We start from the raw sequence: 25,383 nt of genomic DNA, 5'->3' as shown, positions 1-25,383 counted from the left end.
ACTAAGGATGAAGGCAAGATGGTCGAAAAGGTACCGATGACGGCGGGCGGCTATGCCGCGCTCACGGACGAATTGAAGAAGCGCCAATCGGTGGATCGTCCGCGCATCATCGAGCATATCGCGGAGGCCCGTTCGCACGGCGACCTGTCGGAGAATGCCGAGTATCACGCCGCCAAGGAAGAGCAGTCCCACAATGAGGGCCGCATCGCGGAGCTCGAGGACAAGCTGGCGCGCGCCGATATCATCGACATCAGCAAGCTTTCCGGCGACACCATCAAGTTCGGCGCCACCGTCACGCTGATCGACGAGGACACCGAGAAGAAGGCCGTCTGGCAGATCGTCGGCGAGGCCGAGGCCGATGCCAAGAAGGGCAAGATCTCGATCACCTCGCCGCTGGCGCGGGCGCTGATCGGCAAGAAGATGGGCACCTCCGTCGAGGTCGTCGCGCCCGGCGGCGCCAAGGCCTATGAGATCGCCAAGGTCGAGTGGCGCTGACGCTTCCGTCTGAGTGATCGTTCAAAAGGCCGCCGAGAGGCGGCCTTTTTGCTGTCTGGAGCCCAACGCCGGATGACGCGGAGTGATCACAAGGACCGAGGTTGAATTCACTTGTCCGTGTGGCGCTTAGCAGCCAATGGACAAGGATGCGGAACGCCAAGTATCCACCTGCTATTCATCATCAACAAAGGACACGCACCGAACATGGACAGCTTTGCCGCCAAGTGGCAGCCCACGGTCCTGAGCTTGTTTCGCTTCATCACCGGCCTGCTGCTGTTTCAGTACGGCGTGGCCAAGCTCTTCAAGTTTCCGGTCGTCCCCTACTTCGCCAAGGTCGAGGTGTTCTCGCTGATCGGCTTTGCGGGCACGCTCGAACTCGTGCTGGGCGCGATGCTGATGCTCGGCCTGTTCACTCGCCTGGTCGCGTTCATCCTGTCGGGCGAGATGGCCTTCGCCTACTTCATCGGCCACATGTTCAAGGGTGACACGCCGGTGTGGTTTCCGCTGCTGAACAACGGCACCGCCGCGATCCTGTTCTGCTTCGCGTGCCTGTATCTGTCGACAGCCGGCGGCGGGCCGATCAGCCTCGACGCCATCCTGCGCCGCAAGGCCTGATTTACGATGAGCCCCTGAATGCCGGGCTCCGGCCCGGCGTTCAGGTGGCAACCGCCTTGAGCTCCAGCGGGACGGCGGCGGCATATTTCGAATTCCGCAGCACCAGCGAGGTGCGGACGTTGCGGACATGCGGGGCGGCGGTCAGATGCGCGACGAAGTTCTGAAAGGTCGCCATATCGGGCGCGACGCATTTCAGGATGAAGTCGACCTCGCCCGACAGCATCCAGCATTCCCGGACCAGCGGCTCGTTACGGACGAACTCCTCGAAGCCCCGCAGATCGGCCTCCGCCTGGCTGGACAGATGCACCGAGGCGAACACCGTCACGTCGAAGCCGAGCTGAGCCGGGTCGAGCAGCCCGCGATAGCCCTGGATGTAGCCCTCGTCCTCCAAGGTCCGGACCCGGCGCAAACAGGGCGGCGGCGAGATGCCGACCCGCTTCGCCAATTCGACATTGGTGATTCGCCCGTCATCCTGGATTTCCTGGAGAATTTTCAGGTCGATCTGGTCGAGGCTCTTGGACACGCGGCGAAATCCCGTGTTGCGGACAGGCTGGCAGCCGCCTCCCTCTTATCCCAGATGACAAAAGCTAAGCAATTTTATTTCGCGATGATCACAACTCCTTTGCCACAGACGGTGGGAAATCCTGCACAGACGGATTGCAAATCTTGCATGGCTTACCAGATGACATAAAGTTGCGTCTGAACCTTCCGCCCGTTGGCGATGCCCCTGCCAGGCCATTCCTGCTTCGCGCCGCCCTATATTTGGGGAGCTGAAACATGCCCAGTCCCGTCCACGCCAAAGTCGTGATCATCGGCTCCGGGCCGGCCGGCTACACCGCAGCGATCTACGCAGCACGCGCCATGCTCGAGCCGATCCTGCTGCAGGGCATGCAGCCCGGCGGGCAGCTCACCATCACCACCGATGTCGAGAATTATCCCGGCTTTGCGGACGTCATTCAGGGCCCCTGGCTGATGGAGCAGATGGAAAAGCAGGCGCTGCATGTCGGCACCAAGATCATCACCGACCTCGTGGTGAATCTGGACCTCAGCCAGCGCCCGTTCCGCCTGACCTGCGACAGCGGCGACGTCTATATCGCCGACACCGTGATCCTCGCCACCGGCGCGCAGGCGCGCTGGCTCGGCATCCCGTCCGAACAGACCTACAAGGGCTTCGGCGTTTCGGCCTGCGCGACCTGCGACGGCTTCTTCTACCGCGGCAAGGAAGTCGTGGTGGTCGGCGGTGGCAACACCGCGGTCGAGGAAGCGCTGTTCCTGACCAACTTCGCCTCCAAGGTCACGATCGTGCACCGCCGCGATCATTTCCGCGCGGAGCGGATCCTGCAGGACCGGCTGTTCATGAATCCGAAGATCAACGTGATCTGGGACAGCGCCGTCGACGAGATTTGCGGCAGCGACAACCCGACCAAGGTCACGCATGTCCGCCTGAAGAACGTCAAGACCGGCGCAGTCAGCGAGCTGCCCGCCGATGGCGTGTTCATCGCGATCGGCCACGCACCGGCGACCGAGCTGGTGAAGGACCAGCTCAAGCTGAAGCCGTCCGGTTACGTCCAGGTGGCGCCCAACTCGACCGCGACCTCGATCCCCGGCGTATTCGCCGCCGGCGACGTCGCCGATGAAACTTATCGCCAGGCCGTCACCGCGGCCGGCCTCGGCTGCATGGCCGCGCTGGAAGCTGAGCGCTTCCTCGCGGTGCAGGCCAGTGAACGTGAGGCGGCGGAGTAACCGTGCCTCGAAACCGCGACGGGTTCACCGATATGGATTGGGATAAGCTCAAGGTCTTTCACGCCGCAGCCGAAGCGGGCAGCTTCACCCATGCGGGTGAACAGCTCGGCCTGTCGCAATCGGCAGTGTCGCGCCAAGTCAGCGCGCTCGAACAGGAACTGTCGGTGTCGCTGTTTCACCGCCATGCGCGCGGCCTGATCCTGACCGAACAGGGCGATCTGCTGTTCCGGACCGCGCATGACGTGTTCATGCAGCTCCAGGCAGCACGGGCCAAGCTCACCGACAGCCGTGAGCGGCCGAGCGGCGATCTGAAGATCACCACCACGCCCGGCCTCGGCATCCACTGGCTGGTGCCGCGGCTCGGCGAGTTCACCGCCCTGTACCCGGAAATCCGGATTTCGCTGATCGTCACCGACGAGGAGCTGGATCTGTCGATGCGCGAAGCCGACGTCGCGATCCGAACTCGCAAGCCGACCCAGCCTGACCTGATCCAGCGCAAGCTCTTCTCGATCGGCTTCCACGCTTATTGCTCGCCCGAATACATCAAGCATTTCGGCACGCCGCGAACGCTCGAGGATCTCGATAACCACCGGCTGATCATGCTGAGCGACAATCAGGTGCCGCAGCATCTGCAGAACCGCAGCTGGCTGGTCGACGCCGGCCGCAACGGCGCCGGACCGCGCGAGCCGTATTTCAAGGTCAACAACATCCTCGGCCTGGTGCGGGCTTGCCAGCAGGGCCTGGGCATCGCTGCGCTGCCCGACTACCTGGTCGAAGATCCGAACCGGCTGGTGCAGCTGTTCGACGAGCAGGACTCGATCCAGCTCGACACCTATTTCGTCTATCCGGAAGAGCTGAAGACAGTGGCGCGCGTCCAGGTGTTCCGCGATTTCGTGGTCAACAAGGCGCAGCGCTGGCCGAGTTGAAGCGCGCGCGCCGCCTACAACCCGGAACCGATCGGAACGCCGGGCGAAGACGGTCCCGCCTGTTCGGCAGTCCCACAACCGGCCGCCGCCGCATGACTGACATGCGGCGGCCCTGGTTGCTGCGAACGACTTTCGCAGATGAAATGACTTCACGCTGAGGGTTTGCACTACACATGTCCCCCTCCTCCAGTAGTGTGGAGCTTCAGTTATCCCTCTTGGAAGGTGATTGTGTCGGCCTCTCGAGGCCAAGACCTCAACCGGGCTCCTCGCGAGCCCGGTTTTTTTTGGTCAAACGCCAAAGACCGCGGCGCCCCCGGCCCGCGGTCTGAAACAAAAACGCGCGGAAACCCGCGCGCCAAATCCTCGAAGATCGCTACGCAGCCTGCTTGTGCATCGCTCCCGACGATGCGCCCGCTCCGCGGATCGCCTTGACCGAACGTTCGATCGCAGCCCACAGACGGCTGATCTCGTAGGCGGCGCGTCCTTCTGCCGCATATTCGCGTGCGCCCTGGCCCTCGCCGAGGGCCATCAAGAGGTCGGCGCGGTTGGTGATCTGTCCGCCCCACACCGGCGCCTTGAACTTGGCCAGCCCTTCGCGCGCGATCGTGACGATGCGGCTCTCGACCTCGTCCCGCAGCGCCGGCGCGCCGTTGAGCACCACCGCGTAAGGCTTGCGGCTTGAGCGGCAGCTCTGGATCGTCTCCTGCACCGCATTGACGTCGAACACACCCGGACGAGCCGGGATGATCACCATCGTCGCATGACGGATCGCATCGTCCACCACCGCAGAAAGGTTCGGCGGCGTGTCGATGAACACCCACTCGACTCCATCGCGCTTGGCGGACGCGATGATTTCACCGACGGAACGCGTCGCCGTACGCAGCGGCGGCTCGTTGGTACCACGCAACTTGTGCCACAGCGTCAGCGAGCCCTGCGGATCCGCATCGACCAGCAAGCAGCGCTTCGAAGCTTTGGTGACGTGCGCAGCCAGGTGAGCAGTCAGTGTGCTCTTGCCTGCGCCGCCTTTACGCGATGCAAAGACGATTACGTTCATACGACGGGCCTCCCGATTGACCTATGGTTGACAAAGGTGAATCAGGACGCTGATTCGTGGAAGATAAAATTGCGACATGAACGATTCAACCTTCCCATTTTGCATCGAAAGGTTGGCTTTTGAGTCACACTAACAACTGCTTTGGCTGAATATTTGCTCAGCGGCTCTGTTCATCGGCCGCTGCAGACCCGAGCGTGCGACGCTCTGACCGTTGCTGAGTGACATCGACTTCTTTGCTGCGCTGCCGCTCCAACCATTTACGTTCGAGCCACCCGAGGCTCCGCGCAGTCGGCTTCTCCAAAGCGGGGACGTCCTGTGCAATCAGGACAAGACCAAGCGGCAGCATCCATAGTCCGAGCACCGGCAGAAAGCTCAGCAGCCCACCGCCAACCAGCAACACGCCCAACGGCAAGCGCACATATTTGGACGACGGCTTGCGCAGCCATCCGACAAAATGCGCCGGCTTGGGAGGCAGCCTCGACTCGAACCACGCCAGATGGCGTTCGAGTTCAGCGCGGTGATCGACGTCGCTCATGGGCTTTTCCATCGGCCTGAGATATGTACTCCGTCGATCTCTTCCAAGGAGACCCGGACTTTCCCGAACAACCCGCGGCAGACTACCGGGCTGCTCTAGGCTTCGTTGGCGCCGACGCCGCGCTCATCGAGTAATCGCTGACCTTCATCAGTGACAGCGTAGCTACGTTGCCCCTGATCAGTTGTGGCCACGGCGACGAGCCGGTGCGCGATCAAATTATTCAGTTCCAGACGTTGTCCTGCATGGAGGCCGCGCCCGGCGGTGCGGGCAACATCGACCAGAACGGCAATCGCCTCATCACTCACATTGAAATCAGCCATGCGTCCCTCCCGCTTCTCGCGATGAAGGAACGTATCCGGCCGAACCTCGTTCCGGCGCGGGTGCGGCAACTAAGCGCTCGAAGGTGAGATCACCCGATCGGAATGTCATGCGCGATCCGCCACGCCAGCCCTCACAACGTGAAAGCCACGCCGCATGCCAAATCGGAGCGGGTATAACCGCGTCCTAGGACGACTGATGGCAGGGAGATCGACCAAGAACGAGAAGGGCTGGAAGGCGTGGTACAGTTGGGTGGGCTCGAACCACCGACCTCCTGTTCCACAGACAGGCGCTCTAACCAACTGAGCTACAACTGCATCCGGCACGGCCGTCGGCCGCGAACGGGCGGAAACTAGGTGCAACGCCGCGCTTTGGCAAGGCCGGGATCGGCTCTCCGACCAATGTCGAGGGCCACTATCGACAAAAAAGCCCGGGACGTGTCCCGGGCCTTGGAAATCAACCGAACCTGAACAGCCTCAGCTGGCGGCGGTGAAGATCTTCGAGGCATTCGCCTTGATCGGCTCGACCGTCTCGGCAGCGACCTTCTGCGACAGCTCGGTCAGTTCCTTGGTCTGGGAGGTCAGAACCTCGACCTGCTTCTTGGCGTGCGAAGTCCACATTTCCAGCACTTCCGGAAGGGTCTTGGCGCCGATCAGGCTGTGCGCGAAGTCGAAGCCGGCGCTGGTGTTGGCCTTCACGAAGTCGAACACCTTGGCGGAATAGTCGGTCGCGCCCTTGCTGGCCGACGAGAACACGGCTTCGATGGTGCCGTTGTTGCTTTCGGCCACGTCCCGGAGCTTGCTGTAGCTTTCTCGGGCCTGCGACACGCCCTTTTCAGCGAAGGCGCGAACCTGCTCGGGCAGCTGGAACGGGATGACGGTGGAGAACGGATCGCTCGAATCGGCCATGTGACGTCCTTCCTAGGAGGGTAAAATAGTAATGCCCGCGCGATGGCCAGATTAGAAAAACGGGCCGACTGCAGGGCCTCAACTGAATGACCCCTTTCGGTCATCCTTTAGTGCATATCGTAACACAGAATTTGTGCATTGCAACATAAACTCGCACTGCACTGCCACATTGTGCATCAAATAGGTCGCGACCGTGGCAATCTGCCACCGCCGAACCGCAAAATTTACCGCCCAGCCGAAGGCATAATCGCTCCGGCTCAGAGCTTTTCGTCGCGTTTCAGCTGTGATTGGACTTGGACACACCCTGATAAAAGCGTGTCCAAGGGCACGGTTCGGATCAGGACTTGGGCTTCGCGGCGTCCTGTGCGGCCCTGGCGACCGCCTGACCGAGCTCTGTGGCCTGCTCGGCCAAAGCCTTCATCTGCGCCTGGACGTATTCGCTGTGCAGGCGCAGCACATCGCCGAGATCCTTGGCGTGCACCAGCTGCTGCGCATAGTCGAGCGCCGCGCTCACGTTGCGCTCGGCAAACCCGACCGCCTTGGTGGTGATGTCCTTGGCATTGGCGCGCACCGTCGCACCACGATCTTCGATCGTTGTCGCGGTCTGCTGTGCGCTGGAGAGCATATGCTCGAACGCCTTGCGGGCCTGATCGAATCCGGCCTCTGCGATGGAGCGCATCTCTTTGGGAATTTCGAACCGGTCCCGCCCATCCTGATCCATGGTCCACTCCTGTTGCGCAGGGTCCGCTCCGCGGCCCTGTCCGAGCCTGTCGCCAACGTAACGCCCTCTCGCATCAGCCGTGTGACCGGCCGGCGACGAGGTCATCGTGACCAAACGAAGAAATTTTGCAACCTTACAACGCCAAGCACCCATTCAACGCGTCTAACGGCCACAAAGTTCTGCCGTCGCAATGGCCGAATTAAGGTTATCGGCGCTTAGCTTGGGACAGAGCGCCGGCAAGCGTGGACCTGACGGCGGCCGAAAGCGATAATGAATTGTTAAGGTTCTTTGCCGACCGCAGCGGTTGCTGCGCGCCAAGCACGGACCGGACGGGAACTGCCGCGCACGGGCACCGATGACCAGTTGGGATTTTCAGTTGCGAGGGGTCGACGATCCCCGGCTTGCGGCCCACGCCATCCGTGCGCTGCCGGTCTGGCTGTGGTCGGTCGACGGCACCCATGTGCTCTGGGCCAATCCGGTCGCGGCTCGGCTGTTCGGCGCCGATAACGGCAATGCGCTCGCCGCGCGACGCTTTGGTCCGGCGGATCCGCACCGCCGACTGGTGGCGCAACTTGCCGGCCGGCTTCCGCTGAATGGCGCGACGCGACTCGAGCGACTGCGCGGCTTCGGCGCCCGACTCGGCGCGCTCGTCACCTGTGCCTGCGCCCGCTTCGAATGCGCCGACGGCACGTCCGGCGTGCTGATCGCGGCGGTCGACCAGATCGGCCCCCCGATGCCGCTCGTCGACCGGCTGCGCGGTCTGGTCGAAGGCATCGAGACGCCGATCGCGGCGTTTGCCCGTGACGGCCTGTTCGTCGGCGCGAGCGCGGCGGCACGTACGCTTCTGGGCTTCCGCAATCTCAGCGAAGCCGGGCTGGATCAGGCGCGCAACGAAGCCCTGCAGAACGGCCGCGCGGAAACGCCGGTCGGGATCGGCCGCATGGTCCTGCAACGGGTCGGCAGCGGCCGCGATATCGGGCTGATCGCTTTGCTCGAGCCGAACCCTCCGCCGGTCGTGGAGCACGAGCCCGACGTCGCCGAACCACCAGCCGCGCCGACGCTGCGCACGTTGCCGCCGCCCACCACGCCGCCAGCCGTATCGGGCGCCGATGGCGATACCGCATTGACGCATCAGGCTCTCGCCGAAGATCTGATTGCCGACTACGAAGCGCTCGAGACGCTTACCGAAGCGCCGGCAGAGTTCGCCTTGCTCGGGGACACCAGTGCCGCGGAGCCGGCGGTGGACGCTTCGTCCGCGACGCCGCCTGACGAGACATCTCCGTCTGCACCGAGCGACGCTGACAGCGCGCAAGCCCCCGTAGCCAGCCACGAACCATCGCCTTTCATCGAAGCCGTGGCCGACGAATCGGAGGCCGAAGTCGCGTCGCCGGACGATGCGACGATAGAGGTCGCACTTGACCGCGAGGCTGAAGCGACTCACACGGACACGGCTCATCAAACCACCGCCGAGCCGGAGAAGGCGGCGGCCGAGCCCGTGGAGATCGAACAGCTCGCTCAGTCCCCCATCGTGGAACAGACTGAGCCTGTAGCGGACAGGGCCGCAACAGCGGAGCCGGAGCCGCTACCGCCGCGGCGGCATCCGTTGCGATTTGTCTGGCAACTCGACCAGTCCGAGCGCTTCGCCGTGATGTCCGACGAGTTCGCCCATCTGCTCGGTCCCCACACGGCGGCGAGCTTCGGCCAGACCTGGCCGCAGATCCGCGCAGCGCTCGATCTCGATCCCGACAATCGTTTCGCCCAGGCGATCGCTGGGCGGCATACGTGGAGCGGCGTCACACTGCATTTTCCCGCTGACGACACCAGCCTGCGCCTGCCGGTCGAAATGTCCGGCCTGCCCGTGCAGGACCGCGACGGCAGCTTCGTCGGCTATCGCGGCTTCGGCGTCTGCCGCGACCTCGAAGGCCTCGACCAACTCGCGGCGCTGCGCCAACACGGCGCTGAGGACGAACATCCGCCGCGCTCGCTGTCGGCCGACTTCACGCCCCACACTGCTTCTTCCGCCACCGAAGGCGATCAGCCCGAGATGTCGGCCACCAGTCACTATCAAGACACGGATCATATCGTGGAACCTCCGAGAAACGTTCTTCCCTTCCGGCCCGTCCACGACGCCCGTTCGCCCGCGCTGACTCCGGTCGAGAACAACGCCTTCAACGAACTCGCGCGTCAGCTATCGGAACGGCTCGAAGCCGAAGCCGCTGCGGCCGAGCGGATGCTCAGCCAGGCTTCGAACGACGATGCTCCGGAAGCCTCCTTGGACGAAGCGGCCCCGACCGAAGCGCGCCCCACGGAGACCGCGACCGATACGCCAGCCTCGCCATCTCCCACCGCACCGCAAGCCGACTGGCTCGCGCCGCTTGCGACTCCGGCGGCTGGCGACAGCACGCGCGATCGCCTGCTGATGGACCTCATTCCGGTCGGCGTGCTGATCTATCGGCTCGACCGTCTGCTTTACGCCAACGCCGCGTTTCTGCAGCGGACCGGCTTCGCCAGCCTCGCCGCGCTCGAAGAGGCCGGCGGCCTCGACGCGCTGTATGTCGAAGAAGGGACGAGCGGCTCGAGCGCCTCCGAAAGTGGTGCGCCGATCACCGTGTCGAGCGAATACTCCGCCCCGAGCGCGGGCCGGCTGCACGCCATTACCTGGGACGGCGAGCAGGCACTGGCGCTGATCTTTTCCGCTGACGTTCCCGATGCGGCGCCGACCGCGCCCGATAGCTACGCGAGCGAGCTTGCGTCGGATGCAGGACATGCCGATGCCGAAGAACTCGGCGCCATCCTCGACACAACCGCCGAGGGCATCCTGATGTTCGATGCCGACGGCCGGATCAGCGCCTGCAACCGCAGCGCCGAAGCTTTGTTCGGCTACGACGGCGCCGAGCTGGTGCAGCAATCTCTCGTCGATCTGTTCGCTCCGGAAAGCAGCAGCGCCGTCCGCGACTATTTCGCGAGCGTGAGATCCGGCAGCGCCGAAAGTCTGCTCGACCACGGCCTCGAAGCGCTCGGCAGGGTCCGCGAAGGCGGACTGTTTCCGCTCACCATGACGATCGGGCGAACGCGTTCCGAGGGGCCGAACTTCTTCGCCGTGTTCCGCGACCTGTCGCAGGCACGCCGGATCGAGACCGAGCTGAATCAAGTGCGCAAGCTCGCCGAGCGCGCGGCCGGCGCCAAGGCCGATGTGCTGGCGCGGCTCAGCCATGAAATCCGCACGCCGCTCAACGCCATCATCGGCTTCGCCGAAGTGATGATCGAGGAACGCTTCGGCCCGCTCGGCAACGAGCGTTACGGCGACTATCTCAAGGACATCCGCGCCTCGGGCGAGCGTGTGATCGGCATCGTCGGCGACCTGCTCGATCTGTCGCAGATCGAAACCGGCAAGCTCGAACTCGACTTCACCAGCCAGAACCTCAACGAACTGGTCGAGCAATGCGTCGCGGTGATGCAGCCGCGGGCCAATCGCGAGCGCATCATCATCCGGACCTCGCTGGCACATGCACTGCCGCCGGTCGTCGCCGACGCGCAGGCGCTGCGGCAGATCCTGATGCACCTGATCGGCACCTCGATCCATCTCGCCAATGCGGGCGGCCAGGTGATCGTCTCCACCGCGCTGAGCGATTTCGGAGAGGTCGTGCTACGCGTGCGCGACACCGGCCATCGCCTCAATGAGGACGAACTGGCCGCCGCACTGCAGCCGTTCAGCACGCCGGCGCCGAGCGATCGCTCCGAGGCCGCGGGCGTCAGCCTATCGCTCACCAAGGCGCTGGTCGAAGCCAACCGCGCCCAATTCCACATCAAGAGCGCGCCGCAGTCCGGCACGCTGATCGAAGTGGTGTTCACGCATACGCCGGCCGGGGTGTAAGCGCGGCGAGCGTCTATCGGTCTTCTTCTGAGACGGACGCCGACGGCCCCGTCTCGACCGAGATCCGGACATCACGCGGGCTCGGCCGGTCGCCCCGACGAGCATCCGGCTCTTGCTCCTGCCTGCCATCGCGATTTAGGTAGCGCCCGGTCCATCACCCGCGAGACATCTTATGGCGACGATCGACACCTCTCTCGTTGCAAAGCTGCCGCTGTTTGCCGGATTTGGACCGGACGAGCTCGATGCCATCCTGCAGGAGGCGCGGTCGATCCGGGTTCCCAAGAACGGCAAGGTGTTCGAACAGGGCGAGGACGCGCATTCGTTCTTCGTGCTGCTGCACGGCCATGTTCGAGCCAGCAAGGTGACGCCCGCCGGCGAACAGGTCGTGGTGCGCTACGTGTCGCCCGGTGAGACGCTGGGTGTCGCGATGGCGATCGGGCTGCAGCGCTATCCGGCGACCGCCACGGCCGTGGACGACAGCATCGTGCTGGCGTGGCCCGCCGCCGCCTGGCCGCGGCTGGTGGAGCGCTATCCCACGCTCGCCACCAACACGCTCCGCACCGTCGGCGGCCGGCTGCAGGAAACTCATTCGCGCGTCATCGAGATGTCGACCCAGCAGGTCGAGCAGCGCGTCGCCCACGCGCTGCTGCGGCTCGCCAAGCAGAGCGGCCGCAAGGTCGAGAACGGCGTCCAGATCGACTTCCCCATTAGCCGGCAGGACATCGCGCAGATGACCGGCACGACCCTGCACACCGTCAGCCGTCTGCTCTCCGGCTGGGAGCAGCGCGGGCTGATAGAAAGTGGGCGGCAGAAGATCGTGCTCCGCGAACCGCATCAACTCGTGGTGCTGGCCGAGCAGACGCCGGAGGCGAAGGAGCCTTGATCGGCCAGCGCCACAACGGCGCGTAACGCCGACAGGAAGGTCGCTTCCTCGATACCGTGCTCGTGGCAGGAATCCGCGAGGGTGTGGAAGGTCGCGATCGGACAGCCGACGCAAGCCAGCTTGAAATCCAGAAAAGTCCGGATCGTCGCGGGCCACTCGCGCATCACGTCTTCGACTACGCTGGTGCGGTGAATGAGCATGGTCCTCTCCATCCCGCCACGATGAGCCGCATCGCGCGCGCGATCGTTGTGCCGCGACAACCTTTTCGCCTGAGCCGGACCTCGCTGTTTTCCCATCCGACGAAGTACGGATGCGGTGCTCCCCCGAGTTGACCGGTAATCACCACCGAGCTTGTGCTGGAACAAATAGACGCGCCGTCGCGAGCGCATCCTCGTGAGCGTCGAATTCAGGTCCACACGCAAGGATGACGACCATGATGACCCGTAGAGACACCCTGCTGGGAGCTGCCGTCGCCGCATTGGTGCTGAGCGCACCGGCGGTGTCGCTCGCCGCCGACGACATTTTGAAACTGCCGCGCCAGAGCGTCGATCTGGTCGCACCGCCATTCGTGCACGCGCATCAGCAGGCCACCAAGGACGGCCCGAAAGTGATCGAGTTCAAGCTAGTGGTGCAGGAAAAGGAAATGGTGATCGACGAGGACGGCACCAAGTTCCAAGCGATGACCTTCAACGGCTCGATGCCGGGCCCGCTGATGGTCGTGCACCAGGGCGACTATGTCGAGCTCACGCTGGTCAATCCCGCCAGCAACACCATGCCGCACAATATCGATTTCCACGCTTCGACCGGCGCACTCGGCGGCGGCGCGCTGACGCTGATCAATCCCGGCGAACAAGTCGTGTTGCGCTTCAAGGCCGACCGTGCCGGCGTTTTCGTGTATCACTGCGCGCCGGGCGGCGCGATGATCCCCTGGCACGTCGTCTCCGGCATGAACGGCGCCATCATGGTGCTGCCGCGCGACGGCCTCAAGGACGGCGCCGGCAAGCCGCTGCATTACGACCGGGCCTACTACATCGGCGAGCAGGACCTGTATGTGCCACAGGACGAAAAGGGCAAGTACAAGACCTACGCCTCGCCGGCCGAAGCCTATGTCGACACCCGCGAGGTGATGCGCAAGCTGACGCCGACCCATGTGGTGTTCAACGGCAAGGTCGGCGCGTTGACCGGCAAGGACGCGATGACCGCCAAGGTCGGCGAGACCGTGCTGATCGTGCATTCGCAGGCCAACCGCGATACACGCCCGCACATCATCGGCGGCCATGGCGACTACGTCTGGGAGACCGGCAAGTTTTCCAACGCGCCGGAAACCAATCTCGAGACCTGGTTCATCCGCGGCGGCTCGGCAGGCGCGGCGCTCTACACATTCAAACAACCGGGCGTCTATGCCTACGTCAACCACAACCTGATCGAAGCCGTCGAACTCGGTGCCACCGCCCACTTCAAGGTCGAGGGCAAGTGGAACGACGACCTGATGACCCAGGTCAAGGCCCCCGGCCCGATCCCGACCCACTAACCACCTCCGCGCGCCAACGAGGCCCGCGTCCGCGCGGGTCTCACCTCCTTCGTCGTTGGGCCCTCCCCGCGTCATTGCGAGGAGGCGAAGCCGACGAAGCAATCCAGAGGCGCCGCGCTCGGCGCTGGATTGCTTCGCTTCGCTCGCAATGACGGGGGCTAGGCTTCAGAGTTCAGTTCGCCTGATCGCTTACCTTCCGAAGTCGCCGCCATGCTGCTCGCCTTCAAACTCAAGATCGCAATCGCCGCCGCCGCCGGGTTCGTCACACCGCTCGCGATCACGCCATTCCTGATTGCGCCGGCCCATGTCGATCAAGCACTGCAGTCCCGTCAGGCCATCGTCGACGTCGCGCCGGGGACGATGTCCTATCGCTTGCCCGGCGAATTCACCCGCGATGGCAGGCAGATTGAGGCCCCGCGCGTCGAACTGCGCGTCGACCGGCCGCTCGCCGTCATGCTGCATCAGGTCAGCGCTGCGGACTATCAGCTCTGCGTCGATGCCGGCGGTTGCCACCCGATGCCGGCGGCGATCGCCGCGCGAACGGATCGTCCGGCCGTGCAGGTGTCGTGGCAGGACGCCAGCGACTACGCGTCCTGGCTCTCCGTCAGGACGGGCGGGCATTATCGGCTGCCCACCGACGCCGAGTGGGCCTATGCGGCGGCCAGCCGGTTCCAGGACGACGGACTCGCCGCCGAGAGCGACGATCCATCGGTGCGCTGGATCGCGCGCTACGAACGCGAGGCGCAGATCGACAAATCGGCCATCGCGTTACGCAGCTTCGGCGGTTTTGGCGCCAATGAGCGCGGGCTGCTCGACCTCGCCGGCAATGTCTGGGAATGGACTTCGACCTGCTTCGTGCGCAGCGCACTGGATGCGTCCGGCCGGACCGTGACGCGGACCTCGAATTGCGGCGTGCGAGTCGCGGAGGGGCAACACCGAGCCTATGTGTCGGACTTCGTGCGCGACGCCAAGGCAGGCGGCTGCTCCGCAGGCTTGCCGCCGACCCATCTCGGCTTTCGCCTGGTGCGTGAGCCGGACAGCACTCTTGCAGGGCTGCGTGCGTGGCTCAAATCAACGCTGGATGGTGTCTCACTGTGAGCTGCGTCGGCGCGCCGCAGCCGACATTGACCACGGTCAATCTGGCGCAGGCCATGAGCTTCTAGCCTGCTCCCCGCGTCTGCCGTGGCTCCCCGCCGCAGCGGCATGACGTCTGGACCGGCCGCCTGGCCGGCAGCGGAGTTGCGCCGTGAATGCTCCCGATCTGACCCGTCCTCCGCTCAAGATTCGGCGGATCAGCCTCGATACCGGCCGCGAGAACGTCGCGGTGATCTCGCGCCGCTCGCGCGCGCTGCACGCCGAGGTGTTTCGCGGCTTCAGCCGCGTCGAGCTACGGACCGGCGCCAAGGTGTTGCTGGCCACGCTGATGATCACCGACGACGACGCGGTGATCGGCCCCGACGAACTTGGCCTGTCGGAGCCCGCCTTTCGCCGCTTCAACGAGCCGGTGGGACAAGCCGTTTCGGTGGCGCCGGCGCCGCCGCCCGCCAGCATGGATGCGGTCCGCAACAAGATCCAGGGCCGCAAGCTCACCGAGGCGGAGATCGCCGCGATCATCGACGACATCGCCCACTTCCGTTACTCCGACATGGAGATCGCCGCTTTCTTGATCAGTGCGGCGCGGTTCACCTCTACGGACGAACTGCTGTCGCTGGTCAAGGCGATGGCCTCGGTCGGCACCAAGCTGCGTTGGGACCGGCCGATCGTCGCCGACAAGCATTGCATCGGCGGCATTCCGGGCAACCGCACCACGATGATCGTGGTGCCGATCGTCGCCGCGTACGGCCTGCTGGTGCCGAAGACCTCGTCGCGCGCCATTACCTCGCCGGCCGGCACCGCCGACACGATGGAGGTCCTCGCCCGCGTCGATCTCGACGTCGAGCAGATGAAGCGGGTCGTCAACACCTGCGGCGGCTGCCTGGTGTGGGGCGGGCACGTCAATTTGTCGCCCGCCGACGACGTCCTGATCTCGGTCGAGCGTCCGCTCAGCCTCGACACGCCGGAGCAGATGGTGGCCTCGATCATGTCGAAGAAGCTCGCGGCCGGCTCGACCCATCTATTGATCGACTTTCCGGTCGGGCCCAGCGCCAAGGTGGCAAACGCCAACGAGGCGATGCGGCTGCGTAAACTGTTCGAATTCGTCGGCGATCAGTTCGGCATCGCGGTCGAAGTGGTGACCACCGACGGCCGCCAGCCGATCGGCCGCGGCATCGGCCCGGTGCTGGAGGCGCGCGACGTGATGGCCGTGCTCGGCAACGAGCCGGACGCGCCCGCGGATCTGCGCGAAAAATCGCTGCGGCTCGCGGCGCATCTGCTCGAATACGATCCGCAGCTGCGCGGCGGTGCCGGCTACGCGCGCGCCAAGGAACTGCTCGACAGCGGCGCGGCGCTCAAGAAGATGCAGCAGATCATCGATGCGCAGGGCCCCTCGACCTGCAGCGCCGAACTCGGCGCGCATGCCGCCGATGTGCTGGCCGCAAACGACGGCATCGTCAGTGCCATCGACTGCCTGCGCATCAATCGTCTCGCTCGCACAGCCGGCGCACCGCTCGCCAAGGGCGCGGGCATCGATCTGTTCAAGAAGATCGGCGACCGCGCCGAAAAGGGCGAAGCGATCTACCGGATCTACGCCTCCGAGCGCTCCGAGTTCGACCTCGCGGTGGCGGCCGCGCAGGCGGAGTCGGGCTTCACCATCAATCATCACGCGCCGTCCGCCGTGGAGCTGGTGTCGTGAGCGCTGTGGCGATACAATGCCTCGCGGCAGCGCGCGCCGATGCCGAACGGCTCGGCGGCCGGCTTGGAATCCCGGTCCACCAGATTGCCCAGCATCGTTTCCCCGACGGCGAGATCGCCGTGACGGTGGGCCCGGCGGCCCCGACCACGATCCTGTACGTGCCGCTTGATCAGCCGAACGAAAAGCTGCTGACGATCCTGTTCGCCGCCGAGGCGCTACGGCGCGGCGGCTGCACGCGGCTGGTGCTGCTGGCGCCGTATCTCAGCTACATGCGCCAGGACGCGGCATTTCATCCCGGCGAGGCGATCAGCCAGAAGGCGGTCGGCCGGCTACTCGCATCGGTCGTGGACCGCGTCATCACCGTCGACGCCCATCTGCATCGCACCGCCAGCCTCGGCGATGTGTTTCCGTGCATCGAGGCCGACGACCTGTCGGCGATGCCGGCGATCGCCGCCTCGTTCCGCGCGCATCCGCTCGATCCGGACACCGTGGTGGTCGGTCCCGACGCCGAGTCGCAGCAATGGGTGGATGCGCTGGCTAAGCTGATCGACCGACGCTCCACCGTGGCCCGCAAGATCCGCCGCGGTGATCGTTCCGTCGAAGTCAGATTCGACGATCCGTCCCTGATCGCGGGCCGGCCGGCGCTGCTGGTCGACGACATCGTCTCCTCCGGCGGCACGCTGATCGCCTGCAGCAAGGCGCTGCACGCCGCCGGCGCGACCTGGGTGGACGCGGTGATCACCCACGCGCTGTTTCCGACCTCCATGTTACGCGAGTTGGCGTTTGCCGGTCTGCGCAGCATCCGCTCGACCCATACGGTGCCGCATTTCACCAACGGCATCGTGCTTGACGATCTATTCGCCGAAACGCTGCGCAGCGAAATCGGCACGATCACCAAGGAGACCCGCGCATGACCGTCACGATTCGAATCTGCGGCGCCGCGCGCACCGTCACCGGCTCGTGCTATCTGCTGGAAACCAAGGACCAGCGCCTGTTGGTCGATTGCGGCCTGTTCCAGGGCCAGAAAACGCTGAAGGAGCTGAACTACGGCGACTTCCCGTTCAAGCCGCCCAGCATCAGCGCTGTACTGCTGACGCATGCGCATATCGACCATTCCGGCCTGCTGCCAAAGCTGGTGCGCCATGGTTTCGATGGCCCGATTTTCGCCACGCGCGGCACCATCGATCTGTGCTCCTACATGCTGCCCGACGCCGGCAGCATCCAGGAATCCGAAGTGATGATGCTCAACCGGCGCAACGCTGCACGCGGCAAGCCGGAGGTCACGCCGATCTACACCCAGGCCGACGCCATCGCCACGCTGTCGTCGTTCCGTCCGGTCGACTACGAGACCTGGACCAACGTATTGCCCGGCGTGCGCGCGCGTTACTGGAACGCCGGACACCTCCTCGGCTCGGCCTCGATCGAAGTCGAGATCGCCGGCGAAGGCCGCTCATCCTCGGCGCTGCGGCTGCTGTTCTCAGGCGATATCGGCCCCGACGGCAAATTGCTGCAGCCCGATCCCGAAGCGCCGGCACATTTCGACTATGTGTTCTGCGAGTCGACCTATGGCGCGCGGTTGCGCGAACCGACCTCACCGCAACTACGCCACGAGCGGCTGGCCGCGGAAGTCAACGCCGCCGCGGCGGCACGCGGCGCGCTGGTGATTCCGGCCTTCGCGGTGGAGCGAACGCAGGAACTGATCGTCGACCTGATCGACCTGATGGAGAAAGGCAAGATCCCCTCCGCGCCGGTCTTCCTCGACTCGCCGCTGGCGATCCGCGCCACCGAAGTGTTTCGCCGCCATGCCGCGGATCTCGACGAAGACGTCGATGTCGAACGACTTCTGGGTTCGCCGCATCTGCGCTTCACCGAGACCGTCGACGAGAGCAAGGCGATCGCCAAGCTCAGCGGCTTCCACATCATCATCGCCGCCAGCGGCATGTGCGACGCCGGCCGCATCCGCCATCACCTGAAGCGCTGGCTGTGCCGCGACAGCGGCACGGTGCTGCTGGTGGGCTATCAGGCGCAGGGCACGCTCGGCCGCTTCCTCGAAGACGGCGCACATTCGGTACGCATCATGGGTGAGGAGATCCGCGTCAAGGCGAAGATCCGCCGCATCGACGATTACTCCGGCCACGCCGACGCCGGCGAACTGGCGCGCTGGATCACGGAGCGCAGGCCGATCGATCGCGGCCTGTTTCTGACCCACGGCGAAGAGGCCTCGATGGCAGCGCTGGCCGAACGTCTCAGCGGCGTGATCCCCGCGGCCAAGATCTTTCAGCCCGTGCTTGACGACGTGTACGAACTCACCAGCGCGGTGCCGACACCGCTCGATGGTACGCATCGCCGCCGCCTCGAACCGGAGTCCGTCGTCCAGCTCGATTGGCACAATGAGATGTCGAAGCTGCTGCTCGATATCAACGAGCAGATCGAAGCCGCCGCGGATGCGCGCGCCCGCGGGGTGATCATCCGGCGTCTGCGCCGAGCGCTCGAGGACAACGGACACGCGGCGCAACCCCGTCGATAGCGGTAGCTGGAAACGGGGTTAACGCAATTCACCGGGGAAAGGCGCGATTCGCTTGCAACAATCGCATTTGCCAACCCCCGCGGACTGTGTGCTAGACTATTTCGCAGACGCGAGATGCGGGGGACGCTATGGTCGCGAACTATCATGTCGCTGTCGGCGATCAGAATGCACTCGGGCAATATCTGGTCGACCGGACCGTGAGCGCCGACAAACGTCCGCACCTACGGATCGCCTGCATTCACTGCGGCGAGGAATATCTCGCCGCCGACGTCAATTTCCACAACTGCAAGTGCCCGTCCTGCCAGAGTGGCGAAGGCACGCGGCTATTCTGAACGACGTTTCGCCGAGCCGCCGGCGATCCGCCCCGCGCGGTCCCAACTCCCTCGTCCAAAAGCTGGAATCGCTCTAATCGCGACATTCCGTCGCTGCTCGGCTTGACGCCTCTGAGCTACTGACACGGGTCCCAGCAGACCCTCCAGGAGCCCGCCGCATGAGCCGCTTCCGCGCCGCTGCCGTCGCCTTTGCCGCTGTCGTCATGCCGATCCAGGCGGGCGCGGCCGAGCAGGTCAACGTCTACACCTATCGCGAATCCAAGCTGGTGCAGCCGCTGTTCGATGCCTTCACCAAGGACACCGGCATCGCCGTCAACGTGATCTCGGCGAGTTCCGGCCTCGAACAGCGCATCAAGGCGGAAGGCGACAAAAGCCCTGCCGACGTGCTGCTGACGGTGGATATCGGGCGCATCGACGAAGCCGTACAGGCGGGCATCACACAGCCGATCGGCTCCGCGGTGATCGACGAGACCGTGCCGGCGCGCTATCGCGACCCGAACGGCCATTGGGCCGGCATCTCGATGCGCGCGCGGGTGATCTACGCCTCGAAGGACCGCGTCAAGCAGCACGCGATCACTTACGAGGAATTGGCCGACCCGAAGTGGAAGGGCAAAATCTGCATCCGCTCCGGCCAGCACATCTACAACAACGCGCTGTTCGCCGCTTACGTCGCCAAGCACGGCGAGGCCAAAGCTGAAGAATGGCTGCGCGGGCTCAAGGCAAATCTGGCGCAGAAGCCGTCGGGCGGTGACCGCGAGACCGCGCGCGACGTCGCGGCCGGCAAGTGCGACATCGGCATCGGCAACACCTATTACTGGGCGCTGATGATGAACAACGATCCCGACAAGAAGCCGTGGGCGGAAGCCACGAAGGTGATCCTGCCGACCTTCGAAGGCGGCGGCACCCACGTCAACCTGTCGGGGGTGCTGCTCGCCAAGCATGCGCCCAACAAGGCCAACGGCATCAAGCTGATCGAATGGCTGGCTGGCGAGAAGGCGCAGCAGATCTACGCCGACGCCAACTACGAATACCCGATCCGCCCCGGCGTGCCGCTGAATCCGACCATCGCCGGCTACGGCAAGCTGACGCCGGACGCGCTGCCGATTGCCAAGATCGCAGCCGAACGCAAGACCGCCTCGACGCTGGTCGATAAGGTCGGGTTCGACAACTGAACGGCGCCACACCTCCGCCACGCGCACAGCCGCCTCATCCTGAGGAGCCCAGCGAAGCCCGCAGGGCGAAGCTGGGCGTCTCGAAGGATGAGACCACTGGGCACGTCCTCATGGTTCGAGACGGCGCTCCGCGCCTCCTCACCACGAGGACTTCCTCCGATCGATCACGCATCGAACGCATCGCCCTTGCCATCGCCCTCCTCACCGCACTGATCGTCGCCGCGCCGGTGATCAGTCTGGCGATCACGGCGCTGCAGCCGGCGGCCGATATCTGGCCGCATCTTCTCGCTTATGTGCTGCCGCAGACCCTGCGCGACACCGCGGCACTGCTGCTCGGCGTCGGCACGCTGACGCTGCTGATCGGCACCGGCTCGGCGTGGCTGGTGTCGTCGCACGATTTCGTCGGCCGCAGCTTGCTGCTCTGGCTGCTGCCGCTGCCGCTGGCTGTGCCGACCTATCTGTCCGCCTATGTGTATGTGGACGTGTTCGAGCCGCTCGGCCTCGCCCACCGCATACTGACGCTGATGATGCCGGCGACCGACGCGGTGCGCTGGCTGCCGCAGCTGCGCTCGCTGCCGGGCGCCGTGCTGCTGCTGTCGGTCGTGCTGTATCCGTACGTCTATCTGTCGGCGCGCGCGGTGTTTGCGGCGCAGAGTGCCGATCCGATCGAGGCGGCGCGCACGCTCGGCGCGTCGCGCTTCACCATCCTGCGCCGCGTGGTGCTGCCGATGGCGCGGCCGGCGCTTGCTGTCGGCGTCGCGCTGGCGGCGCTGGAGACGCTCAACGACATCGGCGCCAGCGAATATCTCGGCGTGCGCACGCTGACCGTGTCGGTGTTCACCACCTGGCTCAACCGCGGCAGCCTCGCCGGCGCGGCGCAACTCTCGCTGGTGCTGCTCGGCTTCGCGGCGCTGCTGATCGCGATCGAACGCCTCGGCCGCCGCAGCGCCAGCACCGAACTGTCGGCGGAGAATCCGCGGCTGCGTGCCCGCCGGCCGTTGCACGGCGGCAAAGGCGCGCTCGCCGCTGGGGCATGCGCCGTCCCGGTGCTGTTCGGCTTCGTCATTCCAGCGGGCTACCTGCTCGGCGAGAGCCTGCGCCGCACGCTCGCCGGGCGGATCGAGGATGCGCTGTGGCGCGATGCGCTGCATACGGTGACGCTGGCGTCGATCGCGACGCTGGTGGCGCTCGGGCTGGCGCTGATCGTCATCCTCGCCGCACGCTGGCGCCCTGGTCGGACGGCAACCACGGCAGCGTCGATCGTGCAACTCGGCTACGCACTGCCGGGGCTGGTGCTGGCGCTCGGCCTGCTGGCACCGCTCCTGGCGCTCGACGGCGCCATCGCCGCGGCCGCGCGTGTGCTCGGCTTCGCGTCGCCGGGCCTGCTGCTGATGGGCTCGGGCGGCGCGGTGGTCGCCGCCTATGTGATCCGCTTTCTCGCGGTACCGACCGGACTCCTGAAAGCCGGCTTCGACCGCATCCCGCGCGACTACGACGACTCGGCCCGCGCGGTGGGTGCGTCGCGGCTGGTGACGCTGGCCAGGATCGATCTGCCGCTGCTGCGGCCGGCGCTGGTCGGCGCCGCGATCCTGGTGTTCGTCGATTGCCTGAAGGAACTGCCGGCGACGCTGCTGCTGCGGCCGCTGAATGTCGATACGCTGGCGACCTCGATCTACCAATACGCCAGCCGCGGCAGCTTCGAAGACGGCGCCCTCGCCGCCCTGATCATCGTCGCTGCCAGCATCCCGCCGGTGATCTGGCTGACACGGTTCTCCGACCGGGCGGAGTGAGCCCGGGTGCGTCATCGTGCTCCGCCACGCTGCCGCCCTCATCCCATGAAAGGTGGAACCGGCTGGTGATGCGGCGATGCGCAGCACCGGCTGGTTTCGGCGCAAGCCCGCACGTATAATTCCGCCGCCATGATGGAAGCTCGGATGTTTCGCCCCGTGATCAGAATGAGCCTCGCCGCTGCCTTGCTCTGCTTGGGCGCGCAGGCGGTCTCGGCGCAGTCGGCGCCGATTCGTTATTGGGTGCCGGGCGGGCCGTTCGGCTTCGGCGGTGGTGCGACTGAAAGCTGGCAACCGCTGAACTGGAGCGACGTGCCCGGCTTCACGGCGTCCGAACCGGATGAGGACGGTTTCCGCACGGGCTTCGTCGCGCGCGCCTACAGCGCGCCGCTGAACGCCTTCAGCAGCGGTCTGAACTGGCGCGGCGTGGGCGGGATCGGCGGCGCCGGGGCGTTCGGCAATTTCGGCTCGCTCGCCATGGAAGGCGCGCAATACGGCTACAACTTCAAGGGCGTCGGCGACACCCCGGTCACGGTGTTCGGCGGGGTCGATCAGCTCAAGTATCAGCCCGACGTGTTTACGTCGCTGACCTCGCCGGGCTTTTCGAGCAGCAACACGGCCGCGACCGCGGTCCACGCCGGCGTGGAAATCCGCCCGACCTCGAATCTCAGCCTGTCGTTCTCGGCCGGCTATGTGCAGCCGAATGGCGCTGTTGATAGCGACATTCGTTCCAATTTGCTGCCGGGCGAGTCGCCGATGTTCTCAGGCGGTCGGCGCTAGGAAATCCAGAATTACGCGGTTGAATTCAACCGGCTCGGTCACGGTAACGCCGTGGCCGCCTTCCGGCATCACCACCAGCTGAGCATGCGGCAAACCTGTGGCAAGCTGTTGCGAACAGATCCAAGGCACCAGCGTGTCGTCCTTGGTGGCCAGCACCAGCGTTCGATGACGGATCTCGCCGAGGCGCGCCGCCACGTCGAAGCGCAGCAGCGCAGCGATCCGGCGCTCGATATTGTCGGCGCCCTGGAAGTGCTGGACGCCGTGCGCCACCTCTTCGTCCACGCGCACCGCGTTCGCGACCAGCCATGCCGGCGGATACAGGAAGATCGGCTGGGCGCGGACATAGGCTTCGACGCCGACATGGCGTAGCAGATCGCGGCGCACGTCGAAGCAGCGCTTGGTATGCGGATTGGGCGCCGCCCAGGCGTTGACGAGCATTAACCGATCGAGCTTGTCCGGCGCGCGGAGTGCGAGTTCGAGACCGACCAGACCGCCGAGTGCGTGGCCCATGAAGTGGCAACGCTCGATCTGCAGCGAGCCCAACAACGCGATGACTTCGTCCGCCATGTCGCCGATGCTGTAGCCATCGGGGAGCGCTGCCGGATTGCGGCCGGTGCCGCGATGATCGTAAAGCACGACGCGGAACTGCTCGGTGAGCGCAGCGAATTGCGGCTGCCAGAACGCGGCGGCGCCGCCGAGACCGGCCGATAGCACGATGGTCGGCGCGTCCGGCTCGGTGCGGCCGATGATCTCCGCGGTCAACGCGGAGCTGTCGGTTGCGTTCATGCCGCTCACGCCGCCAGATCGATGCCGAGTTCGGACCAGATCGTCTCGTACAGCGCGGTGAACTCCGGCAGCTTGCGGATCTTCAGCGGATGGCGCTGCTCCGGGGCGATGTTCACCGGATGGATCGACTTCACCCGGCCGGGGCGGCTGGTGATGACGACGATGCGATCCGCCATGGTGATCGCCTCGCCGACGTCGTGAGTCACCAGCACGACGCTGCACTGCCGCTCGCGGATGATGCGCAGCACGTCGCTCTGCAGCACCAGCCGGGTCTGGCTGTCGAGCGCCGAGAACGGCTCGTCGAGCAGGATCACGTCCGGGCTGAAAGCAAGCGTGCGCATGAACGCCACGCGCTGCCGCATGCCGCCCGACAGTTCGGACGGGTAGCTGTGCTCGAACCCCTTCAGGCCGTAATTCTCGATCAGTTCGTGCGCGATTGCTTCGGCCTTCTTGCGCGGCGTGTTGCGGACCTGCAGGCCGATGATGACGTTGTCGATCACCGTGCGCCATGGCAGCAGCAGGTCCTTCTGCAGCATGTAGCCGACATGGCCGGTGGCGCTGTGCACCGGCTCGCCGTTGACCTCGACGCGGCCGTCGGTCGGTTTCAGCAGCCCGGCGATGATGTTGAACAGCGTGGTCTTGCCGCATCCGGACGGGCCGACGATCGCGACGATCTCGCCGCGATGGACCTGGAAACCGATGTCGGCGATCGCCGTCACCGGCGCCGCATTGGCGACCTCGAAGGTCATCCCGACCTTCTCGGCGTTGAGCACGATGTTGGCGTCAGACATGAGCATGGGTCCCGATCGGATGAGCGGCAAGGAAGTCGAGCGTGAGGTTGTTGAACGCCTCCGGCTCGACGCGGGAATAAGCGTGGCCACCACGCGGCACTTCGATGAGTTCGGAGCCGACGATGCGCGCGGCGATCAGCTCGGATGAATATGGCGGCGTCAGAATGTCGTCCTGCGCCACCAGCACCAGCGTCGGGCAGCGGATGTGGTCGAGATAGCGCAGCCCGTCGAACGCCATGATGCCTTTGGCCCGGGCGTCCAGGATGTTACGCGACGGCGTTGCGGCGATCGCGGCCGCGACCTCGCGCTCGAGATCGGCTTGATGGTCGCGCACATAATACGGCGGATACAGGAACAGCGGCGTGGCACGGTGATACTCCGCCTCGCCCATGGCGCCGAGAATGCGCCGGCGCAGGCTGAGGCACTGTTCCATCTGCGCGTCGAGCTCGGCCCAGGTCGCGTACAGCACGAGACTCGCGATCCGCTCCGGCGCCTTGGCGCCGAGCACGATCCCCATCGCCCCGCCGGTGGAATGGCCGACCAGATGCGCCTTCTCGATCTTCAGATGATCCATCAGCCGCAGCAGGTCGTCCGCGAGCAGCTCGACCGAGTAGTCCATCTCGGCGCGCGTGCTGCCGCCGGTGCCGCGATGATCGTGCAGCACCACCTGATGGCGCGCCGCGAAGGCTTCGACATTCGGCGCCCAGTAGCCGGCCGAGCCACCGAGCCCGGCGACCAGCAGCACCGGCTCGCCGGAGCCGACGATCTCGTAGCGCAGCGCGACGTCCGACAATTGAGCGGTCGGCATAACCGG

The 25,383-nt window shown here is 65.4% G+C and carries 25 protein-coding genes and 1 tRNA gene; 15 read left to right on the top strand and 11 right to left on the bottom strand.

The features are described from left to right. Window positions 1–18: 18 nt before the first annotated feature. A complete protein-coding gene (gene greA, locus ACFFJ6_RS04335) occupies window positions 19–495 on the top strand; it encodes a transcription elongation factor GreA (protein ID WP_378384728.1) in 477 nt (158 codons plus the stop codon). Window positions 496–699: 204 nt separating this feature from the next. After that, the gene (locus tag ACFFJ6_RS04330) at window positions 700–1,110 is read left to right on the top strand and encodes a DoxX family protein (RefSeq protein ID WP_378384726.1); all 411 of its coding nucleotides are present in this window, start codon (window positions 700–702) and stop codon (window positions 1,108–1,110) included. Window positions 1,111–1,150: 40 nt separating this feature from the next. Here ACFFJ6_RS04330 and ACFFJ6_RS04325 read toward each other — a convergent pair whose 3' ends face one another. Continuing rightward, entirely contained in the window at window positions 1,151–1,633 is a 483-nt protein-coding gene (locus ACFFJ6_RS04325; RefSeq protein ID WP_378384724.1) for an Lrp/AsnC family transcriptional regulator, read from the bottom strand. Between the two features lie 254 nt (window positions 1,634–1,887). Between ACFFJ6_RS04325 and trxB the strand changes: the two genes are divergently transcribed. Together trxB and ACFFJ6_RS04315 are read left to right on the top strand one after the other, a co-directional pair. Continuing rightward, complete coding sequence (gene trxB, locus ACFFJ6_RS04320) at window positions 1,888–2,853, top strand: thioredoxin-disulfide reductase (protein WP_378384722.1); 966 nt, start codon at window positions 1,888–1,890, stop codon at window positions 2,851–2,853. A 32-nt stretch (window positions 2,854–2,885) separates the two neighbouring features. Continuing rightward, window positions 2,886–3,779 (top strand): LysR family transcriptional regulator, encoded by an 894-nt coding sequence (locus ACFFJ6_RS04315; protein ID WP_054161179.1) that lies wholly within the window; start codon window positions 2,886–2,888, stop codon window positions 3,777–3,779. A 373-nt stretch (window positions 3,780–4,152) separates the two neighbouring features. Here ACFFJ6_RS04315 and ACFFJ6_RS04310 read toward each other — a convergent pair whose 3' ends face one another. From ACFFJ6_RS04310 to ACFFJ6_RS04285, 6 genes are all read right to left on the bottom strand, one after another. Continuing rightward, on the bottom strand, window positions 4,153–4,833 hold the full coding sequence (locus ACFFJ6_RS04310) for an AAA family ATPase (protein ID WP_378384720.1): 681 nt from the start codon (window positions 4,831–4,833) through the stop codon (window positions 4,153–4,155). Between the two features lie 157 nt (window positions 4,834–4,990). After that, entirely contained in the window at window positions 4,991–5,368 is a 378-nt protein-coding gene (locus tag ACFFJ6_RS04305; protein ID WP_378384718.1) for a hypothetical protein, read from the bottom strand. Between the two features lie 95 nt (window positions 5,369–5,463). Beyond that, on the bottom strand, window positions 5,464–5,688 hold the full coding sequence (locus ACFFJ6_RS04300; RefSeq protein ID WP_378384716.1) for a hypothetical protein: 225 nt from the start codon (window positions 5,686–5,688) through the stop codon (window positions 5,464–5,466). A gap of 238 nt (window positions 5,689–5,926) precedes the next feature. Beyond that, window positions 5,927–6,003 (bottom strand) — tRNA-His (locus tag ACFFJ6_RS04295). Window positions 6,004–6,162: 159 nt separating this feature from the next. Next, window positions 6,163–6,594 (bottom strand): phasin, encoded by a 432-nt coding sequence (locus ACFFJ6_RS04290; RefSeq protein WP_378384714.1) that lies wholly within the window; start codon window positions 6,592–6,594, stop codon window positions 6,163–6,165. A gap of 337 nt (window positions 6,595–6,931) precedes the next feature. After that, a complete protein-coding gene (locus ACFFJ6_RS04285; protein WP_378384712.1) occupies window positions 6,932–7,315 on the bottom strand; it encodes a phasin in 384 nt (127 codons plus the stop codon). A 355-nt stretch (window positions 7,316–7,670) separates the two neighbouring features. Here ACFFJ6_RS04285 and ACFFJ6_RS04280 point away from each other — a divergent pair, with 355 nt between their 5' ends. Both ACFFJ6_RS04280 and ACFFJ6_RS04275 read left to right on the top strand, forming a co-directional pair. Continuing rightward, entirely contained in the window at window positions 7,671–11,189 is a 3,519-nt protein-coding gene (locus ACFFJ6_RS04280; protein ID WP_378384710.1) for a PAS domain-containing sensor histidine kinase, read from the top strand. A 172-nt stretch (window positions 11,190–11,361) separates the two neighbouring features. Next, complete coding sequence (locus tag ACFFJ6_RS04275) at window positions 11,362–12,072, top strand: Crp/Fnr family transcriptional regulator (protein ID WP_378384708.1); 711 nt, start codon at window positions 11,362–11,364, stop codon at window positions 12,070–12,072. Here the strand turns inward: ACFFJ6_RS04275 and ACFFJ6_RS04270 are convergent. Next, on the bottom strand, window positions 12,024–12,272 hold the full coding sequence (locus ACFFJ6_RS04270) for a DUF1858 domain-containing protein (RefSeq protein WP_378384706.1): 249 nt from the start codon (window positions 12,270–12,272) through the stop codon (window positions 12,024–12,026). The genes ACFFJ6_RS04275 and ACFFJ6_RS04270 overlap by 49 nt on opposite strands. 233 nt (window positions 12,273–12,505) lie before the next feature. On the opposite strand from ACFFJ6_RS04270, the gene nirK reads away from it, so the two are divergent. The 9 genes from nirK (at window position 12,506) to ACFFJ6_RS04225 (ending at window position 22,992) form a co-directional block, all read left to right on the top strand. Next, window positions 12,506–13,603, top strand: coding sequence for a copper-containing nitrite reductase (gene nirK / locus ACFFJ6_RS04265; protein WP_378384704.1), 1,098 nt, complete (start codon window positions 12,506–12,508; stop codon window positions 13,601–13,603). A 210-nt stretch (window positions 13,604–13,813) separates the two neighbouring features. Beyond that, entirely contained in the window at window positions 13,814–14,701 is an 888-nt protein-coding gene (locus ACFFJ6_RS04260) for an SUMF1/EgtB/PvdO family nonheme iron enzyme (protein WP_378384702.1), read from the top strand. Window positions 14,702–14,849: 148 nt separating this feature from the next. Further along, window positions 14,850–16,394, top strand: a complete 1,545-nt coding sequence (locus ACFFJ6_RS04255) for a thymidine phosphorylase family protein (RefSeq protein ID WP_378384700.1) — start codon at window positions 14,850–14,852, stop codon at window positions 16,392–16,394. Beyond that, window positions 16,391–17,308 (top strand): ribose-phosphate pyrophosphokinase, encoded by a 918-nt coding sequence (locus ACFFJ6_RS04250; RefSeq protein WP_378384698.1) that lies wholly within the window; start codon window positions 16,391–16,393, stop codon window positions 17,306–17,308. The genes ACFFJ6_RS04255 and ACFFJ6_RS04250 overlap by 4 nt, the downstream gene beginning before the upstream one ends. Next, a complete protein-coding gene (locus tag ACFFJ6_RS04245) occupies window positions 17,305–18,921 on the top strand; it encodes an MBL fold metallo-hydrolase (RefSeq protein WP_378384696.1) in 1,617 nt (538 codons plus the stop codon). Before ACFFJ6_RS04250 ends, ACFFJ6_RS04245 begins: the two co-directional genes overlap by 4 nt. Window positions 18,922–19,049: 128 nt before the next feature. Then, window positions 19,050–19,253, top strand: coding sequence for a hypothetical protein (locus tag ACFFJ6_RS04240; RefSeq protein WP_378384694.1), 204 nt, complete (start codon window positions 19,050–19,052; stop codon window positions 19,251–19,253). Between the two features lie 158 nt (window positions 19,254–19,411). Then, on the top strand, window positions 19,412–20,425 hold the full coding sequence (locus ACFFJ6_RS04235; RefSeq protein WP_378384692.1) for a Fe(3+) ABC transporter substrate-binding protein: 1,014 nt from the start codon (window positions 19,412–19,414) through the stop codon (window positions 20,423–20,425). A 110-nt stretch (window positions 20,426–20,535) separates the two neighbouring features. Then, entirely contained in the window at window positions 20,536–22,215 is a 1,680-nt protein-coding gene (locus ACFFJ6_RS04230; RefSeq protein WP_378384690.1) for an ABC transporter permease, read from the top strand. A 165-nt stretch (window positions 22,216–22,380) separates the two neighbouring features. After that, on the top strand, window positions 22,381–22,992 hold the full coding sequence (locus ACFFJ6_RS04225) for a hypothetical protein (protein WP_378384688.1): 612 nt from the start codon (window positions 22,381–22,383) through the stop codon (window positions 22,990–22,992). On the opposite strand, the gene rutD is transcribed toward ACFFJ6_RS04225, so the two are convergent. Genes rutD through ACFFJ6_RS04210 form a run of 3 tightly spaced genes read right to left on the bottom strand, consistent with a single transcriptional unit; the run spans window position 22,975 to window position 25,377 of the window. Continuing rightward, window positions 22,975–23,778, bottom strand: a complete 804-nt coding sequence (rutD, locus tag ACFFJ6_RS04220) for a pyrimidine utilization protein D (protein WP_378384686.1) — start codon at window positions 23,776–23,778, stop codon at window positions 22,975–22,977. The two genes, ACFFJ6_RS04225 and rutD, sit on opposite strands and share 18 nt — an antisense overlap. Window positions 23,779–23,783: 5 nt before the next feature. Continuing rightward, a complete protein-coding gene (locus tag ACFFJ6_RS04215) occupies window positions 23,784–24,569 on the bottom strand; it encodes an ABC transporter ATP-binding protein (RefSeq protein WP_378384684.1) in 786 nt (261 codons plus the stop codon). After that, entirely contained in the window at window positions 24,562–25,377 is an 816-nt protein-coding gene (locus ACFFJ6_RS04210) for an alpha/beta fold hydrolase (protein ID WP_378384682.1), read from the bottom strand. Before ACFFJ6_RS04210 ends, ACFFJ6_RS04215 begins: the two co-directional genes overlap by 8 nt. Window positions 25,378–25,383 lie beyond the last annotated feature (6 nt).

This window comes from Rhodopseudomonas telluris (genome assembly GCF_042432815.1).
GTDB lineage: Bacteria > Pseudomonadota > Alphaproteobacteria > Rhizobiales > Xanthobacteraceae > Rhodopseudomonas > Rhodopseudomonas telluris.
This window is presented reverse-complemented; position numbering and strand designations above follow the sequence as displayed.

What these genes read in the sequence shown, in the direction of transcription:
- greA (WP_378384728.1), top strand. Translation starts at nt 19, where the DNA reads ATGGTCGAAAAGGTACCGATGACGGCGGGCGGCTATGCCGCGCTCACG.
- ACFFJ6_RS04235 (WP_378384692.1), top strand. Translation starts at nt 19,412, where the DNA reads ATGAGCCGCTTCCGCGCCGCTGCCGTCGCCTTTGCCGCTGTCGTCATG.
- rutD (WP_378384686.1), bottom strand. Translation starts at nt 23,778, where the DNA reads ATGAACGCAACCGACAGCTCCGCGTTGACCGCGGAGATCATCGGCCGC.
- ACFFJ6_RS04305 (WP_378384718.1), bottom strand. Translation starts at nt 5,368, where the DNA reads ATGAGCGACGTCGATCACCGCGCTGAACTCGAACGCCATCTGGCGTGG.
- ACFFJ6_RS04245 (WP_378384696.1), top strand. Translation starts at nt 17,305, where the DNA reads ATGACCGTCACGATTCGAATCTGCGGCGCCGCGCGCACCGTCACCGGC.
- ACFFJ6_RS04215 (WP_378384684.1), bottom strand. Translation starts at nt 24,569, where the DNA reads ATGTCTGACGCCAACATCGTGCTCAACGCCGAGAAGGTCGGGATGACC.
- ACFFJ6_RS04260 (WP_378384702.1), top strand. Translation starts at nt 13,814, where the DNA reads ATGCTGCTCGCCTTCAAACTCAAGATCGCAATCGCCGCCGCCGCCGGG.
- ACFFJ6_RS04240 (WP_378384694.1), top strand. Translation starts at nt 19,050, where the DNA reads ATGGTCGCGAACTATCATGTCGCTGTCGGCGATCAGAATGCACTCGGG.
- ACFFJ6_RS04300 (WP_378384716.1), bottom strand. Translation starts at nt 5,688, where the DNA reads ATGGCTGATTTCAATGTGAGTGATGAGGCGATTGCCGTTCTGGTCGAT.
- trxB (WP_378384722.1), top strand. Translation starts at nt 1,888, where the DNA reads ATGCCCAGTCCCGTCCACGCCAAAGTCGTGATCATCGGCTCCGGGCCG.
- nirK (WP_378384704.1), top strand. Translation starts at nt 12,506, where the DNA reads ATGATGACCCGTAGAGACACCCTGCTGGGAGCTGCCGTCGCCGCATTG.
- ACFFJ6_RS04270 (WP_378384706.1), bottom strand. Translation starts at nt 12,272, where the DNA reads ATGCTCATTCACCGCACCAGCGTAGTCGAAGACGTGATGCGCGAGTGG.
- ACFFJ6_RS04310 (WP_378384720.1), bottom strand. Translation starts at nt 4,833, where the DNA reads ATGAACGTAATCGTCTTTGCATCGCGTAAAGGCGGCGCAGGCAAGAGC.
- ACFFJ6_RS04330 (WP_378384726.1), top strand. Translation starts at nt 700, where the DNA reads ATGGACAGCTTTGCCGCCAAGTGGCAGCCCACGGTCCTGAGCTTGTTT.
- ACFFJ6_RS04285 (WP_378384712.1), bottom strand. Translation starts at nt 7,315, where the DNA reads ATGGATCAGGATGGGCGGGACCGGTTCGAAATTCCCAAAGAGATGCGC.
- ACFFJ6_RS04230 (WP_378384690.1), top strand. Translation starts at nt 20,536, where the DNA reads ATGGTTCGAGACGGCGCTCCGCGCCTCCTCACCACGAGGACTTCCTCC.
- ACFFJ6_RS04225 (WP_378384688.1), top strand. Translation starts at nt 22,381, where the DNA reads ATGAGCCTCGCCGCTGCCTTGCTCTGCTTGGGCGCGCAGGCGGTCTCG.
- ACFFJ6_RS04315 (WP_054161179.1), top strand. Translation starts at nt 2,886, where the DNA reads ATGGATTGGGATAAGCTCAAGGTCTTTCACGCCGCAGCCGAAGCGGGC.
- ACFFJ6_RS04275 (WP_378384708.1), top strand. Translation starts at nt 11,362, where the DNA reads ATGGCGACGATCGACACCTCTCTCGTTGCAAAGCTGCCGCTGTTTGCC.
- ACFFJ6_RS04290 (WP_378384714.1), bottom strand. Translation starts at nt 6,594, where the DNA reads ATGGCCGATTCGAGCGATCCGTTCTCCACCGTCATCCCGTTCCAGCTG.
- ACFFJ6_RS04210 (WP_378384682.1), bottom strand. Translation starts at nt 25,377, where the DNA reads ATGCCGACCGCTCAATTGTCGGACGTCGCGCTGCGCTACGAGATCGTC.
- ACFFJ6_RS04280 (WP_378384710.1), top strand. Translation starts at nt 7,671, where the DNA reads ATGACCAGTTGGGATTTTCAGTTGCGAGGGGTCGACGATCCCCGGCTT.